This is a genomic window from Pseudomonas aphyarum (genome assembly GCF_028657055.1).
GTDB lineage: Bacteria > Pseudomonadota > Gammaproteobacteria > Pseudomonadales > Pseudomonadaceae > Aquipseudomonas > Aquipseudomonas aphyarum.
Window position 1 is genome coordinate 230,185 of the sequence record NZ_JAMDGS010000015.1, and the last position, 15,714, is coordinate 245,898.

At 61.8% G+C, this 15,714-nt stretch carries 10 protein-coding genes; 1 reads left to right on the forward strand and 9 read right to left on the reverse strand.

Going from position 1 to position 15,714, the window contains the following annotated elements:
* The 9 genes from gltB to M5G18_RS24055 all read right to left on the reverse strand — a co-directional run bounded on the left by gltB (position 1) and on the right by M5G18_RS24055 (position 13,041).
* Positions 1–4,446: a glutamate synthase large subunit gene (gene gltB / locus M5G18_RS24015; protein WP_273896987.1), complete on the reverse strand. Its 4,446-nt coding sequence runs from the start codon at positions 4,444–4,446 to the stop codon at positions 1–3.
* 350 nt (positions 4,447–4,796) lie between these two features.
* Entirely contained in the window at positions 4,797–6,392 is a 1,596-nt protein-coding gene (locus M5G18_RS24020) for an AAA family ATPase (protein ID WP_007952374.1), read from the reverse strand.
* Between the two features lie 10 nt (positions 6,393–6,402).
* The gene (gene aroB / locus M5G18_RS24025; RefSeq protein ID WP_011332082.1) at positions 6,403–7,503 is read right to left on the reverse strand and encodes a 3-dehydroquinate synthase; all 1,101 of its coding nucleotides are present in this window, start codon (positions 7,501–7,503) and stop codon (positions 6,403–6,405) included.
* Between the two features lie 150 nt (positions 7,504–7,653).
* Complete coding sequence (aroK, locus tag M5G18_RS24030; RefSeq protein ID WP_045121685.1) at positions 7,654–8,172, reverse strand: shikimate kinase AroK; 519 nt, start codon at positions 8,170–8,172, stop codon at positions 7,654–7,656.
* Positions 8,173–8,176: 4 nt separating this feature from the next.
* Positions 8,177–10,255, reverse strand: coding sequence for a type IV pilus secretin PilQ (locus M5G18_RS24035; RefSeq protein WP_273896983.1), 2,079 nt, complete (start codon positions 10,253–10,255; stop codon positions 8,177–8,179).
* A 14-nt stretch (positions 10,256–10,269) separates the two neighbouring features.
* Complete coding sequence (locus tag M5G18_RS24040) at positions 10,270–10,794, reverse strand: pilus assembly protein PilP (RefSeq protein WP_273896982.1); 525 nt, start codon at positions 10,792–10,794, stop codon at positions 10,270–10,272.
* A complete protein-coding gene (gene pilO, locus M5G18_RS24045; RefSeq protein ID WP_273896981.1) occupies positions 10,791–11,414 on the reverse strand; it encodes a type 4a pilus biogenesis protein PilO in 624 nt (207 codons plus the stop codon). Before pilO ends, M5G18_RS24040 begins: the two co-directional genes overlap by 4 nt.
* Entirely contained in the window at positions 11,411–11,977 is a 567-nt protein-coding gene (locus M5G18_RS24050; protein WP_273896980.1) for a PilN domain-containing protein, read from the reverse strand. Before M5G18_RS24050 ends, pilO begins: the two co-directional genes overlap by 4 nt.
* Complete coding sequence (locus M5G18_RS24055) at positions 11,977–13,041, reverse strand: pilus assembly protein PilM (RefSeq protein ID WP_273896979.1); 1,065 nt, start codon at positions 13,039–13,041, stop codon at positions 11,977–11,979. Before M5G18_RS24055 ends, M5G18_RS24050 begins: the two co-directional genes overlap by 1 nt.
* 220 nt (positions 13,042–13,261) lie before the next feature.
* On the opposite strand from M5G18_RS24055, the gene M5G18_RS24060 reads away from it, so the two are divergent.
* Positions 13,262–15,706, forward strand: coding sequence for a penicillin-binding protein 1A (locus M5G18_RS24060; protein WP_420793304.1), 2,445 nt, complete (start codon positions 13,262–13,264; stop codon positions 15,704–15,706).
* The last annotated feature ends 8 nt before the right edge of the window (positions 15,707–15,714 follow it).

Here is a 15,714-nt window from a genome sequence, read left to right on the forward strand (position 1 = left end):
TCACTGCGGGTTGGCACGGGTGCTGGAAAGCAACGACTTCAGGTTGGCAGCCTTCGGCTTGACCAGCCAGAAACGACGCAGGTAGTCATCGAGGTTCTCGGCGAGTTCACGACCCCACTCGCTGTCGGTTTCCGCGACGTACTCGTTCAGCACGTTCTGCAGGTGGCTGCGATAGGCTTCCATCGCCTCGCCGCTGATCCGCTGGATTTCCACCAGTTCGTGGTTGACCCGGTCAACGAAGGTGTTGTCCTGGTCGAGCACGTAGGCGAAGCCGCCGGTCATGCCAGAGCCGAAGTTGTAACCGGTCTTGCCCAGAACGCAGACAAAACCACCGGTCATGTACTCACAGCAGTGATCGCCAGTGCCTTCCACGACCGTGTGGGCACCGGAGTTGCGCACGGCGAAACGCTCGCCTGCGGTGCCGGCGGCGAACAGCTTGCCGCCCGTGGCGCCGTACAGGCAGGTGTTGCCGATGATGGCGCTTTCCTGAGTCTTATAAACGCTGCCCTTCGGCGGCACGATGGTCAGCTTGCCACCGGTCATGCCTTTGCCGACGTAGTCGTTGGCGTCGCCTTCCAGGTACATGTTCAGACCGCCGGCGTTCCACACGCCGAAGCTCTGACCGGCAGTGCCCTTGAAGCGGAAGGTGATTGGCGCTTTCGCCATACCCTGGTTGCCGTGCTTGCGCGCGATTTCGCCGGAGATCCGTGCGCCGATCGAACGGTCGCAGTTACAGATATCCAGATCGAACTCGGCGCCGCTGAGGTCGTTGATCGCCGATGTCGCCATCTCGACCATTTTCTCGGCCAGCAGGCCCTGGTCGAAGGGCGGGTTGCGCTCGACGCCACAGAACTGAGGCTTGTCCGCCGGGATGTGATCGCTGCCCAGCAGCGGGGTCAGATCCAGGTGATGCTGCTTGGCGGTCTGGCCTTCGAGGATTTCCAGCAGATCGGTACGGCCGATCAGCTCTTCGAGGGAACGCACGCCGAGCTTGGCCAGCCACTCACGGGTTTCTTCGGCGACGTAGGTGAAGAAGTTCACCACCATGTCGACAGTGCCGATGTAGTGATCCTTGCGCAGCTTCTCGTTTTGGGTCGCGACGCCGGTGGCGCAGTTGTTCAGGTGGCAGATACGCAGGTATTTGCAGCCCAGCGCGATCATCGGCGCGGTACCGAAGCCGAAGCTTTCAGCGCCGAGGATCGCTGCCTTGATCACGTCGAGGCCGGTTTTCAGGCCGCCGTCGGTCTGGACCCGAACCTTGCCGCGCAGGTCGTTGCCGCGCAGGGTCTGGTGGGTTTCGGCCAGGCCAAGTTCCCACGGAGCGCCCGCGTATTTGATCGAGGTCAGCGGCGAAGCACCGGTGCCGCCGTCGTAACCGGAGATGGTGATCAAGTCCGCATAGGCCTTGGCCACACCGGCGGCGATGGTGCCGACGCCTGCTTCAGCCACAAGTTTCACCGAAACCAGCGCCTTCGGGTTGACCTGTTTCAGGTCGAAGATCAGCTGCGACAAGTCTTCGATCGAGTAGATGTCGTGGTGCGGCGGTGGCGAAATCAGGGTCACGCCCGGTACTGCGTAACGCAGTTTGGCGATCAGCCCGTTCACTTTACCGCCCGGAAGTTGCCCGCCCTCGCCCGGCTTGGCGCCTTGAGCGACCTTGATCTGCAGCACTTCGGCGTTGACCAGGTATTCCGGGGTCACACCGAAACGGCCGGTCGCGACCTGCTTGATTTTCGAGCTCTTGATGGTGCCGTAGCGCGCCGGGTCTTCGCCGCCTTCGCCGGAGTTGGAACGCGCACCGAGGCGGTTCATGGCTTCGGCCAGGGCTTCGTGAGCTTCCGGCGACAGGGCGCCCAGCGAAATACCGGCGGAGTCGAAGCGCTTGAGCACCGATTCCAGCGGCTCGACTTCACTGATATCCAGCGGCGTCTCGAGGGTCTTGACCTTGAACAGGTCGCGGATCATCGAGACCGGACGGTTGTCCACCAGCGAGGTGTATTCCTTGAATTTGGCGTAGTCGCCCTGCTGCACGGCGGCTTGCAGGGTGTTGACCACGTCCGGGTTGTACGCGTGATATTCGCCACCGTGGACGAACTTCAGCAGACCGCCCTGCTGGATCGGCTTGCGCGGACTCCAGGCTTCGGTGGCCAGGGCTTTCTGCTCGGCTTCGATGTCGACGAAACGCGCACCCTTGATGCGGCTCGGCACGCCACGGAAGCTCAGCTCGCAAACTTCTTCGGACAGACCGATCGCTTCGAACAGCTGCGCACCGCGATAGGACGCGATGGTCGAGATACCCATCTTCGACAGGATCTTCAACAGGCCTTTGGTGATGCCTTTGCGGTAGTTCTTGAACACCTCGTAGAGGTCGCCCAAGACTTCACCGGTACGGATCAGGTCGCCCAGCACTTCGTAGGCCAGGAACGGATAGACCGCCGAGGCACCGAAACCGATCAGCACCGCGAAGTGGTGCGGATCGCGTGCGGTGGCGGTTTCCACCAGGATGTTGGAGTCGCAGCGCAGGCCTTTTTCGGTCAGGCGGTGGTGCACCGCGCCGGTGGCCAGCGAAGCGTGGATCGGCAGTTTGCCCGGGGCGATATGACGGTCGCTCAGAACGATCTGGGTACGACCGGCACGCACGGCTTCTTCAGCCTGATCGGCGACGTTGCGGATCGCCGCTTCGAGGCCGACGCTTTCGTCGTAGTTGAGGTCGATGATCTGCCGCTCGAAACCCGGGCGGTCGAGGTTCATCAGCGAGCGCCACTTGGCCGGGGAAATGACCGGCGAGCTGAGGATCACGCGAGAGGCGTGTTCCGGCGACTCCTGGAAGATGTTGCGCTCGGCACCGAGGCAGATTTCCAGCGACATCACGATCGCTTCACGCAGCGGGTCGATCGGCGGGTTGGTCACCTGCGCGAACTGCTGACGGAAATAGTCGTACGGCGTGCGCACGCGCTGGGACAGCACGGCCATCGGCGTGTCATCGCCCATCGAGCCGACAGCTTCGTAGCCTTGTTCGCCAAGCGGACGCAGTACCTGATCGCGCTCTTCGAACGTGACCTGATACATCTTCATGTATTGCTTGAGCTGATCGACGTCGTAGAAAGCCGAACCGTGATCGTTGTCTTCCATGGTCGCCTGAATGCGCAGGGCATTCTTGCGCAGCCATTGCTTGTACGGATGACGGGATTTCAGACGGTTGTCGATCGCGTCGGTGTCGAGGATCTGCCCGGTTTCGGTGTCCACGGCGAAGATCTGGCCCGGGCCGACACGGCCTTTGGCAATCACGTCTTCAGGCTTGTAGTCCCACACGCCGATTTCCGACGCGAGGGTGATGAAACCGTTGGTGGTGGTGACCCAGCGCGCCGGGCGCAGACCGTTACGGTCGAGCAGGCACACCGCGTAGCGACCGTCGGTCATTACCACGCCGGCCGGGCCGTCCCACGGTTCCATGTGCATCGAGTTGTACTCGTAGAACGCACGCAGATCCGGGTCCATGGTTTCGACGTTCTGCCACGCTGGCGGAATGATCATCCGCACGCCACGGAACAGGTCGATGCCACCGGTGACCATCAGTTCGAGCATATTGTCCATGCTCGAGGAGTCGGAACCGACACGGTTGACCAGCGGGCCGAGTTCTTCCAGATCCATCAGATCGTTGGTGAACTTGGTGCGACGGGCCTGGGCCCAGTTGCGGTTGCCGGTGATGGTGTTGATCTCGCCGTTATGGGCGAGGAAGCGGAATGGCTGAGCCAGCGGCCATTTCGGCAGGGTGTTGGTGGAGAAGCGCTGGTGGAACACGCAGATCGCGGTTTGCAGGCGCTCGTCGCTCAGGTCCGGATAAAACGCGGCCAGGTCGGCCGGCATCATCAGGCCTTTATAGATGATGGTCTTGTGGGAAAAGCTGCAGATGTAGTGATCGGTGTCGGCGGCGTTGGCCACGGACGAACGACGACGTGCACTGAACAGCTTGACCGCCATGTCCTGATCGCTCAGGCCTTCGCCGCCGATGTACACCTGCTCGATCTGCGGCAGGCGCTCAAGGGCCAGGCGGCCGAGGACGCTGGTGTCGATCGGCACTTTGCGCCAGCCGATCAGTTGCAGGCCTTCAGCGAGGATCTCGCGGTTCATGTTCTCGCGAGCGGCTTCGGCCTTGGCCGGATCCTGATTGAAGAAGACCATGCCCACGGCATATTGCTTGGGCAGCTCGACGCTGAAGGTTTCCTGGGCAATGGCACGCAGGAACGCGTCGGGCTTTTGAATCAGCAGACCGCAACCGTCACCGGTCTTGCCGTCGGCATTAATCCCACCGCGGTGGGTCATGCAGGTCAGGGCCTCAATGGCCGTTTGCAAAAGGGTATGACTGGGTTCGCCCTGCATATGGGCTATCAGGCCGAAACCGCAGTTATCCTTGAATTCATCTGGTTGGTACAGACCTGCTTTCATAGACACTTTCTCACCAGGCTGCCTCTTTTCGAGGCAAATTTCTTTTCAATTCAACCACTTGCATCTCGCGCCGAACGTACGCCGGCTTAGCGGGGGCAAAAGGGTGGTCATTGTACACAGCGACACAGAGGCTCACAAATTTGACGACGAAATGTCGCAAATTCATGTCGCATTTGTGAAAGGTTTAAAGCGATCTGCTGTGCTAGTCAAAACTTTTTTAATTTTGACCGCAACGACTCAAAGACTACTGTGACGCAGACACCACAAGGCACGCGGCCCGTAAGGGCGGCGCGCACTTGTAGAAATTTTGAGGTGCTTGGAGAGGCGGCCTGGGTAAGGCCGCCGAATCTTCAGCGAGTTGTTGCCAGTTCCTGTTGGACGCTGGCGACAGTGCGAGGCCAAGGTTTACCAGCCTGAACCTTCGCTGGCAAGGCCTTGATGGCAGAAACGGCTGCATCACGATTGGCGAAGTTGCCGTAGGTGATCACGTAGAGAGGCTTGCCGTTGAGGACTTTCTTGAAATAACGGTACTCACCGCCCTGCTCCTTGACGAAGCTTTGCGCGGTCGCTTCGGAGCTGGTGCCGAGGATCTGCACCACGTAGTTGCTGGTCGGCTGACCGGCGTACCAGCTGCCACCGGCGGCCTTGGCGACGGTGACCGGCTTCTCGGCCGGTTTGGCGGCGGCAACAGGCTTGGCAGGTGCCGGAGCCGGTTTGGCCGCTGGAGCGGCCGGAGCAGGCTTGGCGGTAGCGACCTGGGTCGGCGCCGGGGTCGGCTTCGGTGCCGGAACTGGAACCGGGGTCGGCGCAGGGCCGGCCTGAACGCCCGCAGGTGGCGCGGTGGTGGTCACGGTCGGCGGCGTGTTGCTGGAGCCTTCTACCGGCACACCGTCGTCGCCTTCAGTGATACCACCCGCCGCCTCAGCCAGCGGACCGCGCATCACCGGTTGCGAGTTGCCGACCAGCGGCAGCGGCATCGGCTGGGTATTGCCGTTGAATTCGACGGACGGTGCGCCACCCGCCTGCGGCGTGCCCTGGCCCAATGGCAGTTGCGCCTGCTCGTTGGCCGGCGCACCGGTGGTCGGTGCCTTGTTGCGACCCGGCATCAGCCAGGCGGCAGCGACCGCGACCACAACGACGGCGGAAATCGCCAATACGTGTTTCTTCGGCATGTTGAACCCCATACTTGGACGCTTGACCGCAGAGCGGCTGGCAATCATGACTTCGATCAGAGCATCGCGAGCGACCTGGTTGATATTGCCGGGCCAACCCTCGGAGCTTTCGTGAATATCAGAGATCTGATCCGCGGTGAAAAGTTCGACACCCCGGCCCGCGCCTTCGAGCCGCTGGTCGAGATACTCGCGGGTTTCTTCTTCGGTGTACGGCTGCAATTCGATGACGTGGAAGCGCTCTTCCTCAAGGTGCAAAGCCTCGAGTTGTGCGATCAGCGACGACTCACCGAACAGGAACACATGCGGGCGGCCTTCCGGCGCGCCGGCGCCCAGCGCCATCAGCGCTTCAAGCGCGGACTCGTCGAGCTGCTCGGCATCGTCCACCAGCAGATAGACTTCCTGACCGGTCAGCGCCAGCTGCACGACCTGATCGAGGATCGCCCCGACTTCGGCCTGGGCCACGTCCAGCGCCTGGGCGATCTGGCGCAGCACACCGGCTGCATCGCCGGCGCCACGGGCGGAAACGACGACGCTCTGCACCGATTGCTTGTTGGTGCTGGCGACCAGCGCCTGGCGCAGCAGGGTCTTGCCGCTGCCCTGCGGGCCGGTGACCACCAGCAGCAACTGGCTGTAACGCGCCAGATGATGCAGCTGACCCAGCACCGGCTTGCGCTGGGCCGGGAAGAATTTGAAGCCCGGCACCCGCGGCGCGAAAGGGTCGTGACTTAACTGGAAATGGCCGAGGAACGCCTCGTCGGCATGCAAACTAGTCATCGGAATCTTATTAACCTTTAAGCTGAGCCAGAGCGCGGTAATCCGCTCCCAGCGTGGCCTGTAGAACCTCTTTCGGATAATCGTCGGTCACCACCGCTTCGCCCATCCGGCGCAGCAGCACCAGGCGCAAGCGACCGTCGATCACTTTTTTGTCAATTGCCATGTGTTCAAGAAAATCGGCTTCGGTCATCTCTTCCGGCGGGATCACCGGCAGACCGGCACGCTGGAACAGGCGAATGCCGCGATCGCGCTCCTGCTCACTGATCCAGCCGAGGCGCGCGGACATTTCCAGCGCCATCACGGTGCCAGCGGCGACCGCTTCCCCATGCAACCAGACACCATAGCCCATGTGGGTTTCGATGGCGTGGCCAAAGGTGTGGCCGAGATTGAGGGTGGCGCGTACGCCGGTTTCCTTCTCGTCGGCGCCGACCACTGCAGCCTTGGCGGCGCAGGAGCGCTCGATGGCATAGGTCAGGGCCGTTTGATCCAGCGCACGCAGGGCGTCGACGTTGTCTTCGAGCCAGGTCAGGAACGGCTCGTCGCAGATCAAACCGTATTTGATGACTTCCGCCAGACCGGCCGACAGCTCGCGCGCTGGCAGGGTTTTCAGGGACGCGGTATCGATCAGCACCACGTTCGGCTGATAGAACGCGCCGACCATGTTCTTGCCCAGCGGATGGTTGATCCCGGTCTTGCCGCCCACCGACGAATCGACCTGGGACAGCAGCGTGGTAGGAATCTGGATGAAATCGACGCCGCGCTGGTAGCAGGCGGCCGCGAAACCGGCCATGTCGCCGATCACACCGCCGCCGAGGGCGATCACCGTGGTGCGGCGGTCATGACGGGCGGTCAACAGGCCGTCGAAGATCAGTTGCAGGGTTTCCCAGTTCTTGAAGGCTTCGCCGTCGGGCAGCACCACGGAAACCACCGAGAACTGCGCCAGGCTGCGGGTCAGACGCTCGAGATAGAGCGGCGCAACGGTCTCGTTGGAGATGATTGCCACTTGCCGCCCGTGGATATGCGGGGCCAGCAGCTCAGGCTGGTCCAGTAATCCTTCGCCAATGTGAATCGGGTAGCTGCGCTCGCCTAGGTCGACCTTGAGTGTCTGCATGTGTCCCCACGATGAAGATGAAGCAGGCGTCCTGCCTGGAATTATCGAATGTTCACGGCATGTGCTGGTGTGACGCCACTCGCACGCCATCCGCCACAACCCCTGGCGGCCATTACAGGTCGCCGAGGATAGCGCATTTCGTGCGGCGCTTTAACGGGGCGGAAGTTGCTGCAGGCGGTCGAGAATATCGAGCACGACCATGCGCGGTGGCCGCTCGTCGGTTTCCACCACCAGATCGGCGATTTCCCGATAGAGCGGATCACGGATCGCCAGCAGGTCGCGCAGGGTTTTCTCCGGATTGGCGGTGCGCAGCAACGGCCGGTTGCGGTCGCGGGAGGTGCGGCCGACCTGCTGTTCGACGGAGGCGTGCAGATACACCACCCGCCCGCCCTCGTGCAGGGCCTTGCGGTTGGCATCGCGCATCACCGCGCCGCCGCCGGTCGCCAGCACCACGCCGTCGAACGCGCACAGCTCGGCGATCATCGCCTGCTCACGGTCACGAAAGCCGGGCTCGCCTTCCTTGTCGAAGATCCACGGGATATTGGCGCCCGTACGCAGTTCAATTTCCTTGTCGGAATCCTTGAACGGCAGGCGCAGCTCTTTGGCCAGTAATCGGCCGATGGTGCTTTTTCCAGCCCCCATCGGTCCTACAAGAATCAAATTTCGCACAGAATCAACGACTCACAGCAATCGCCTGGTTATTCATGATACGCGGAGTGAGAAATACCAGCAGCTCGGATTTTTTCTCCGAAACCACATCACGCCGGAAAAGGCGGCCAAGATACGGCACATCGCCAAGAAATGGCACCTTATCTACAACCTTGCTTTGAGTATTTGAGAAAACGCCCCCGATCACGATGGTCTCGCCGTCATTCACCAGCACCTTGGCGTTGACCTCGTTCTTCTTGATCGGCGGTACATCCTGCACTTTGTTCAGGTAGTCCGGTTCGTCCTTTGTGACCTTGACCTCCATGATGATGCGGTTGTCCGGGGTGATCTGCGGCGTCACTTCCAGCGACAGCGACGCCTCCTTGAACGACACCGATGTAGCGCCGCTGGAGCTGGCTTCCTGATACGGGATCTCGGTGCCCTTGAGGATCTTCGCGGTTTCCTTGTCGGAGGTGACCACTTTGGGCTGCGAGACGATTTCGCCGTTGCCGGTCTTCTCCATCGCGGTCAGCTCAAGGTCGAGCAGGACGTTGTCGGTGATAAACGCGATGCCGATCCCGGACGTATTGTTGACCGTGCCCATGTCGACGAACGGCGAGTTGGTGCTGGTGCTGCCCGGCGTACCGATGGTGGTCGACGAACCGTTGCTGACCCCGGAAGTGTTCCAGTTGCCCTTGTTCTGGATCGAACCGCCCCAACGCACGCCCAGGCTCTTGTCGTAATCGACGTTGGCCTCGACGATCCGCGCCTCGATCATCACCTGGCGCACCGGAATATCCAGTTGCGCCACGATCCGCCGCAGCTCGTCGAGGCGATCCTGGGTCTGGTAGGCAATGATGTTGTTGGTCCGCTCATCGACGGTGATCGAACCCCGCTCGTCGACCTTGGCCTCGGCACTGGTGACCGACTGGAACAGCTTGGCGATGTCCGCAGCCTTGGCGTAGTTCACTTGCAGCAGCTCGCGGCGCAGCGGCGCCAGCTCGGCGATCTGTTTCTGCGATTCCAGTTCCTGCCGCTCGCGCGCAGCGATTTCATCCGCCGGCGCCACCAGCAACACGTTGCCGACCTTGCGCTTGTCCAGGCCCTTGGTCTTGAGCACCAGATCCAGCGCCTGATCCCACGGCACGTTCTGCAGGCGCAAGGTAATACCGCCCTGCACCGTATCGCTGGCCACCAGATTGAGGTTGGTGAAGTCGGCGATCAGTTGCAGCACCGAACGCACATCGATGTCCTGGAAGTTGAGAGAAAGCTTTTCGCCGTTATAGCTGTTGCGGTCGGCGTTGCGCTTTTGCAGATCATCGACGGTCAACGGCCGGATGCTGACGGTCAGTTTGTTGTCGGTCTGGTAAGTGGAATAGTCGAACGTACCGTTGGGTTCGACGGTGATCGTCGCGCGATCACCGCTGACACCGGCATTGACGAACTGCACCGGGGTGGCGAAATCCTTGACGTCGAGGCGCACCCGCAGCGGCTCGGGCAATTGGGTACGGGCGAAATTGAGGATGATCTTGCCGTCGTGTTCCTGAATGTCCGGGGCGATGGCCGGGTCGGACAAATCGATGACCACGTTGCCCTCGCCCGCCGTGCCACGCTGGAAATCCACGCCGCGAATGGCCCTGGCGGTCGGTGCAAACGTGCGGACCGGTGCTGCCGCAGGTGCTGCGCGTGGTGCACGAGCCGCCGGACGCGTGGCAGCGGCTTTGCTGCCCTGCCCGACCACCACGAATACCGTATTGCCTTCGACCCGGGTGTCGTAAGGCGCCAGTTGCGTCAGGCTGATGATCAGCCGCGTCCGGTTATTGGCCTCGACCACCGTGGCCGTGCGGGCATTGCCACTGCCCAGGTCACGGGTCTTGCTCGTCAGCTGACTGGCGACACCCGGCAGATCGAGGGCGATCCGCGCCGGAGAATCAGTGGTGTAGCCCTTGGGCTGCGGGGGCGGACCGTCGAACGACAGCTTCAGCTCGACCCGGTCGCCCGGCAGTGCCGCGACGTCCAGCGCCTTCAGATTGGCTGCCTGTACCATCGGTGAAAGCAGCGCCATCCATAGCGAAAAACCGAGGGTGGAAAAAATCCTGTTCATTATTCGACTTCCACTTATGAGTGCTCTTTCAAAGGAATGGTGCGCGGCCGCTCAAGCCAGGCGCCCTGGCCATCCGGAACGATTTCCACCACATCGACTTGTGAAGCGCTGATGGCAACGATGCGCCCGTCGTTGCGGCCCAGGTAATCGCCAACCTTGAGCCGATGAACCCCGCCCGCCCCCCGCAGCAACGCGAAGGAACCGGAGGCGTTGGCAATCGTGCCGACCATTTCGAATTGCTCGATGTTGAAACCTTCGAGGTATTGCTTGACCCGGTTGGGATCGGGCTTTACGTCGCGCGAGCCGTGTTTCTGCCCGGCCAGATCAACCCGCAGCTGACGCGAAAACGGGCTGCGCAGGTTGGCGGCGCTGTAGGTGAATGTCGGGTAGGAGCGGAAGGTCGGGGTCGGCTCGATCTTGCCCGGCGGACGCAGGCGCACTTCATTCATGTAGGCGTCGAGGTCACTGAAGTCATCGCCGCCGCAGCCACCGAGCATCAATAACAATGCCGACAAGGCGATAAAACGGATCGGGCTCATTTCTGCAGCCCCTTGTCGTTGTAGCGGTAGGTCTTGGCCAGAATGCTCATGCGCAACTTGGGCCCGCCTTCGGGATTGGCCGGCGCCAGCTCGAAATCGTGCAGGGTGACGATCCGAGGCAAACCGGCCACGCCGCTGACGAAAGTCGCAAGGTCGTGATAGGCACCGGTCACGGTGATCTGGATGGGCAGTTCTATGTAGAACTGCTGGGTGACCTCCGGCAGCAGTTTGATCTCTTCGAATTCAAGACCGCTGCCCAGCCCGGTGCGGGTGATGTCTTCCAGCAACCCCGGCACTTCGGTGTCACTGGGCAATTGCCGCAACAGCACGCCGAACGAGTTTTCCATCTCTTTCATCTGCTGGGTGTACAGCTCCAGATTGGCCGCCATATGCGCCTTGCTCGCGAACTGTTCCTTGAGGGTGATTTCCTCCTCACGCTTGGTTTCGAGCTGACTCTCCATGTCACTGATGAAAAAGTTATAGCCAAGCGCCAAAACCAGCACCATCAACAGCCCGCCGGCCAGGCTTTTGACCACTGGCGGCCAGGAACCGATGTTGCTGGTGTCCAGGTCGTTGAAATCGACATTGCGCAGGCTGTCCAGCCACTCGGACGGCTTCATTGGTCGGCCTCCTCTAGCCGGGGCCGAGTCTGGCGAACGGTCAATTGAAAAACGTTGGCCTGATCCACCTGGCCAGCGGTGGTGGCTTTCACTTCATTGAGGTTGGGCGCATCGAACCAGTCGGAGGCATCGAGGTTACGCATCAGGTCGGACACCCGATTGTTCGACTCCGCCGCGCCGCTGATCGACAGGGTCTTGCCGACCATTTTCACGTCGGTGAAATACACCCCGTCGGGCAAGGTGCGCGCCAGCTGATCGAAGATCCGCCCGCTGATCTGCCGGTTGCCCTGCAAGTCCTGGATGATGCGCATGCGCTCCACCAGTTGCTGACGATGGGCCTTGAGCTCGCTGATCTGCTTGATCCGTTCATCGACCACGGCGATCTGCTTGCCGATGTAGTCATTGCGCGCGACCTGCCGCGCGATGGCGGCGCTGATGATCTGGTCGGCAATGAGCACCGCCCCCACCGAACCGACCACCACACCGGTCAAGGCCAGCAGGAAGCGCTTGCGCCGTTCTTCGCGACGTTCCTCGCGCCAGGGTAAAAGGTTGATCCGCGCCATCAGTCGAAACTCCTGAGCGCGAGCCCGCAGGCAATCATCAGGGCCGGCGCATCGCTCGCCAGGGCCCCGGCGTTGACCTTGCTGCTCAAGGCCATGTCGGAAAACGGGTTGGCAACCTGGGTCGGGGTGTTCAGGCGCTCTTCGATCAGCCGGTCGAGCCCGGGCACCGACGCCGTGCCGCCGGCCAGCAGAATGTGGTCGACGGCGTTGTACTGGCCGGAGGCGAAGAAGAACTGCAGGGAGCGCGACACCTGCTGCACCAGTGCTTCGCGAAACGGTTGCAGCACCTCGCTGACGTAATCGTCCGGCAGGCCGCCCTGCTTCTTGGCGAGCCCCGCCTGTTCAAGGGTCAGGCCATAACGGCGCTGGATTTCCTCGGTCAGTTGTCGACCGCCGAACAGTTGTTCGCGCGTGTAGATGATCCGGCCGTTGTGCAGGACGCTGAGGGTGGTCATGGTGGCGCCGATGTCGACCACGGCCACCGTCAGACGATCCTGGGACGCGGCCAGTTGCGTAGCCAGCAGGCCAAACGAGCGCTCCAGCGCATAAGCCTCGACATCCACCACCCGCGCGGTCAGCCCGGCGAGGGCGAGCGCCGCTTCGCGGACTTCGACGTTTTCCTTGCGACAGGCGGCCAGCAGCACGTTGACCCGCTCGGGGTTGCGCGGCGAAACGCCCTGGACTTCGAAGTCGATGGCGACCTCGTCCAGCGGATAGGGAATGTATTGATCGGCCTCGATCTTGAGCTGGTTTTCCAGTTCATCGTCCGACAGCCCGGCGTCCATCTCGATGACCTTGGTGATCACCGCCGAACCGGCCACTGCCACCGCCACGGTTTTCAACCCGGTGCGCGCCTTGACCAGCACCCGGGACAGGGCCTGGCCGACGCCCTCGAGCTCGGCGATGTTCTTTTCGACCACGGCACTCGCCGGCAACGGCTCCACCGCGTACGCCTCGACCCGGTAGCGCTCACCCTGACGGCTCAGCTCCAGCAGCTTCACCGATGTGGAGCTGATGTCGATCCCCAGTAACGTATTGGTCTTTTTATTGAAGAGTCCTAGCACTACCAATTCCCTATGACTATCCGTGAGTTACGGACTCTGTAATGCGCATTGCGTTCCCTCGCCCCGTCTTGACAGAAGCGCAAATGACGCCCCCAGCGGAAAAGTGCTTATAATGCCCAGCGATTTTTTCCGCTTTTTACTGCCGGCGCGGGTCGTTCTGTGTGTTACCCGGAACCCTGTCGCCCAATTCATTCTTTGCCGTGGATGTCCAAAAGCCTTGATTCGTCTGCTGAAATTTTTCGGTTGGTCCATCGTCGCCGTTTTCTGCGGACTGCTTTTAGGTCTCAGCGGCGCGTTTCTTTACCTTAGTCCGGGTTTGCCATCTGTGGAGGCGCTGAGAAGCATTCAGTTGCAGATTCCGCTCCGGGTGTACAGCAGCGATAACAAGTTGATCGCAGAATTTGGCGAAATGCGCCGCACACCGATCCGTTTCGCCGACATTCCCCCCAATTTCATCAATGCGTTACTAAGTGCTGAAGACGACAACTTCGCCAATCACTATGGCGTCGATCCGAGCAGCCTGATGCGTGCCGCGACCCAACTGGTCAAGAGCGGGCACATCCAGTCCGGCGGCAGCACCATCACCATGCAGGTGGCGAAGAACTTCTTCCTGACCAGCGAACGCAGCTTCTCGCGCAAGACCACTGAAATCCTTCTGGCCCTGCAGATCGAACGCCAGCTGACCAAGGATGAGATCCTTGAGCTGTACGTGAACAAGATCTATCTGGGCAACCGCGCCTACGGCATCGAGGCGGCGGCGCAGGTGTATTACGGCAAGTCGATCCGCGAAGTCAGCCTGGCGCAAATGGCGATGATCGCCGGCCTGCCGAAAGCCCCGTCGCGCTTCAATCCGCTGGCCAACCCGGCGCGCAGCAAGGAGCGTCGCGACTGGATCCTCGGCCGCATGTACAAGCTCGGCAAGATCACCGAAGCCGACTACACCGCCGCGATCAACGAGCCGCTGAACGCCAGCTACCACGTGCCGACCCCGGAAGTGAACGCGCCGTACATCGCCGAAATGGCCCGTGCGGAAATGGTCGGTCGCTACGGCAGCGACGCGTACACCGAAGGTTTCCGCGTCACCACCACGGTGCCGAGCAACCTCCAGGAAATGGCCAATACCGCGCTGCACGAAGGCCTGATGACCTACGATCAGCGCCATGGCTACCGTGGCCCTGAATCGCGCCTGCCGGGAAAGACCCGTGAAGCCTGGGCGACCGAACTGACCAAGCAACGCACCATCAGCAGCCTAGAGCCGGCCATCGTCACCCAGGTCGACAAAACCGGCCTGCAAGTGCTGACCCGCACCGGCGAAGAGCACGTGGCGTGGGACACCATGAAATGGGCCCGTCCGTTCCTCAATACCAACAGCATGGGCGCCAACCCGCGTCAGCCGTCGGATGTGGCACAGATCGGCGATCTGGTTCGCGTGCAGCGCCAGCCGAACAATTCGCTGAAGTTCAGCCAGATTCCGCAGGCGCAAGGCGCGCTGGTGTCGCTGGATCCGCAGAACGGCGCGATCCGCTCGCTGGTCGGCGGTTTCGCCTTCGAGCAGAGCAACTACAACCGCGCGATGCAGGCCAAGCGTCAGCCGGGCTCGAGCTTCAAGCCGTTCGTCTACAGCGCTGCGCTGGATAACGGCTACACCGCCGCCAGCCTGGTCAACGACGCGCCGATCGTGTTCGTCGACGAGTACCTGGACAAGGTCTGGCGTCCGAAGAACGACACCAACACCTTCCTCGGCCCGATCCGTCTGCGTGAGGCGCTGTACAAGTCGCGCAACCTGGTTTCGATCCGCTTGCTGCAGGCCATGGGCGTAGGCAAGACCATCGACTACATCACCCGTTTCGGCTTCAACAAGCAGGACCTGCCGCCAAACCTGTCCCTGGCGCTGGGCACCGCGACCCTGACGCCAATGGAGATCGCCACCGGCTGGAGCACCTTCGCCAACGGCGGCTTCAAGATCACCCCGTACATCATCGACAAGATCGAAAGCCGCAACGGCGACACGCTGTTCGTCGCCAACCCGCCGACCGTACCGCAGGGCGGCGCGGCCACCGATGGCATCGCGGCACCCGCTACCGAATCGTTTACCGTCAATGCAGCGCCGGTTCCGGGTGAAGCGCCGGGCAGCGCCGCCGTGCCGCAAGCACCGGCAGTTGCCGAGCGCATTGTCGACGGCCGTACTACTTACATCCTCAACAGCATGTTGCAGGACGTGATCAAGCTCGGCACCGGCCGTCGCGCACTGGCACTGGGCCGCAGCGACATCGCCGGCAAGACCGGTACCACCAACGAATCCAAGGACGCGTGGTTCTCCGGCTACAACGCCGACTACGTGACCACCGTGTGGACCGGTTTCGACCAGCCGGAAAGCCTCGGTCGCCGGGAATTCGGCGGCACTGTGGCACTGCCGATCTGGATGAACTACATGGCCGCCGCGCTCAAGGACAAGCCACCGCATGTCCAGCCGGAGCCGGAAGGCATCCTCAGCCTGCGGGTAGACCCGGTCAGCGGTCGCGCGGCATCGCCGAGCACTCCGGGCGCTTACTTCGAGCTGTTCAAGGCTGAGGACACGCCACCGTCGGTCAACGAGATCGGCAATGGCGCAGTGCCGGGCAGTCCGCTGCCGGCGGATGAGCAGGCGCCGATCGATTTGTTCTGATCCTCAAC